The 248-nt window shown below is 57.7% G+C and carries 1 pseudogene; it reads right to left on the bottom strand.

The annotated features are described in order from the left end of the window. Positions 1 to 248, bottom strand: a pseudogene (locus tag RTW80_RS30280) (urocanate hydratase); the annotation flags it as partial.

The following is a 248-nucleotide window of genomic DNA, read 5'->3' as shown; positions in this document are numbered from 1 at the left end:
ATTCACCCCCATCTCTTTCGCCATCTGGCGGATGTTATTCCCGTAATCAAAGGTCGGAATACCCATCTTACTGAAGGCCAGCATCGCGGAGACGTGTTCCGCCATGGCGCGTTTAGCCGCCAGTACCGTGCCCTCAGGATCGGTTTCCGCTTTTTGCTGGTAGTCTTCCCACGTCCAGCTTTTTGGCAGATAGCCGTGGAGCGGATCGTGAGCGCTGGTCTGGTCGGTGACCAGATCCGGACGCACGC

The sequence above is a fragment of the Escherichia sp. AM3 genome (genome assembly GCF_032029835.1).
Classification (GTDB): domain Bacteria; phylum Pseudomonadota; class Gammaproteobacteria; order Enterobacterales; family Enterobacteriaceae; genus Escherichia; species Escherichia coli.
The sequence above is the reverse complement of the archived record's forward strand: the minus strand, read 5'-3'. Positions and strand labels throughout refer to the sequence as shown.